We start from the raw sequence: 1320 nt of genomic DNA on the forward strand, positions 1-1320 counted from the left end.
ACTTTTGGAATCGAATGTTGTGATTCAATCGATGGATTTAAAGACTTTGTATTTTTAAATAGATTCGGAAAGGTTCACAATAATGGAACACTTAATAAAGCTTTAAGAAGAATTGTTAGAGATTGCAATTTAAGTATAATGGATAAAAATAAATCGAACTCTAATGATATTCTATTAGTTCCACATTTAAGCAATCACATTTTCAGACACACCTTTACTACAAGGCTTAATGAACAAAATATAAATACAAAAGCAATGCAGTCTATTCTAGGTCATTCTGATATTAGTACAACAATGGATATATATGTAGATGCTACAGAGGACTTTAAGATAGAACAGATGGGAGAATTTGAAAAAGCAATGAAATTTATATTTTAGAATTTACGACAGCTTACGACAAATTTACGACAATTTGCTAGAAATCTATAGGCACTTATAGAGAGTTAGCAAATTGTCGTAAATGGAGAAGTACCATAAAATAGACTTTTATAGAGATTTAGACAATTATCTAAAGTAAAGGGGATTTTCCCAACAATGAAACCTATTGGAGAAGAAAAGGAAGAAAGAGAAAGCCGTCAAGAATCCTTTAAAGAAGAGGCTGTTCAAAAGCTTGACCTTTCCAAGGTAAAGGTTGAACCTCTATTTGAAGACTTTGTAGACTTTGATACTTTTTCAAAATCAGATTTTAGAGTTGTAAAAGTTAAATCTTGTGAGGAAGTGCCTAAGTCTAAAAAATTATTAAAGTTTACCTTAGATGACGGATCAGGAGAAGACAGAATAATTTTATCAGGTATAAAGAATTTCTACAGTGCAGAGGAGCTTGTTGGAAAAACTTTAGTTGCAATAACAAATTTACCACCGAGAAAAATGATGGGGATTGAATCCTGTGGAATGCTTCTATCAGCAATATGCGAATATAATGGAGAAGAGCTTCTAAACTTAATAATGTTGGATAGCAATATTTCGGCAGGATCAAAATTATATTAAAGAACACGCTAATTATAAAACTGGGGTTTGGTATGAATCCCAGTTTAATTTTTATAATTGGATTAATATAAATATTAAACTATACAATAAAATCAATTTAAAGAAAAATAAATATTAGATAATCTCAGACGATAGCAATTAAAAACTCTATCGTCTTTTTTATTTCAAAAAAGGAGATCAGTATGAAAAAATTAGAACAACTAAGACAAGAGTAAAAAGAAATAAAAAATAAAATTGACGATACAGAAGAAAGACTAAGGCAACTAAAAAATCAAGAAAAAAAGATATTAAAACAAGACATAGTGAAAAGAAGAAAAGAAAGAACTCATAGGC

Annotated in this window: 2 protein-coding genes and 1 pseudogene; all 3 read left to right on the forward strand. The window is 29.3% G+C overall.

Annotated features, from left to right (window positions below; all coding sequences use genetic code 11):
• Nucleotides 1–378 (forward strand): tyrosine-type recombinase/integrase (locus PEPCATONIAE_RS08525; RefSeq protein WP_138160707.1); only part of this gene is annotated, 378 nt, incomplete at its 5' end.
• Between the two features lie 156 nt (nt 379–534).
• The gene (locus tag PEPCATONIAE_RS08530; protein ID WP_138160708.1) at nt 535–987 is read left to right on the forward strand and encodes a methionine--tRNA ligase; all 453 of its coding nucleotides are present in this window, start codon (nt 535–537) and stop codon (nt 985–987) included.
• Between the two features lie 182 nt (nt 988–1169).
• A pseudogene (locus PEPCATONIAE_RS08800) lies at nt 1170–1320 on the forward strand (DUF3847 domain-containing protein); the annotation flags it as partial.

This window comes from Peptoniphilus catoniae (assembly GCF_901447155.2).
Classification (GTDB): domain Bacteria; phylum Bacillota; class Clostridia; order Tissierellales; family Peptoniphilaceae; genus Peptoniphilus_E; species Peptoniphilus_E catoniae.

What these genes read in the sequence shown, in the direction of transcription:
- PEPCATONIAE_RS08530 (WP_138160708.1), top strand. Translation starts at nt 535, where the DNA reads ATGAAACCTATTGGAGAAGAAAAGGAAGAAAGAGAAAGCCGTCAAGAA.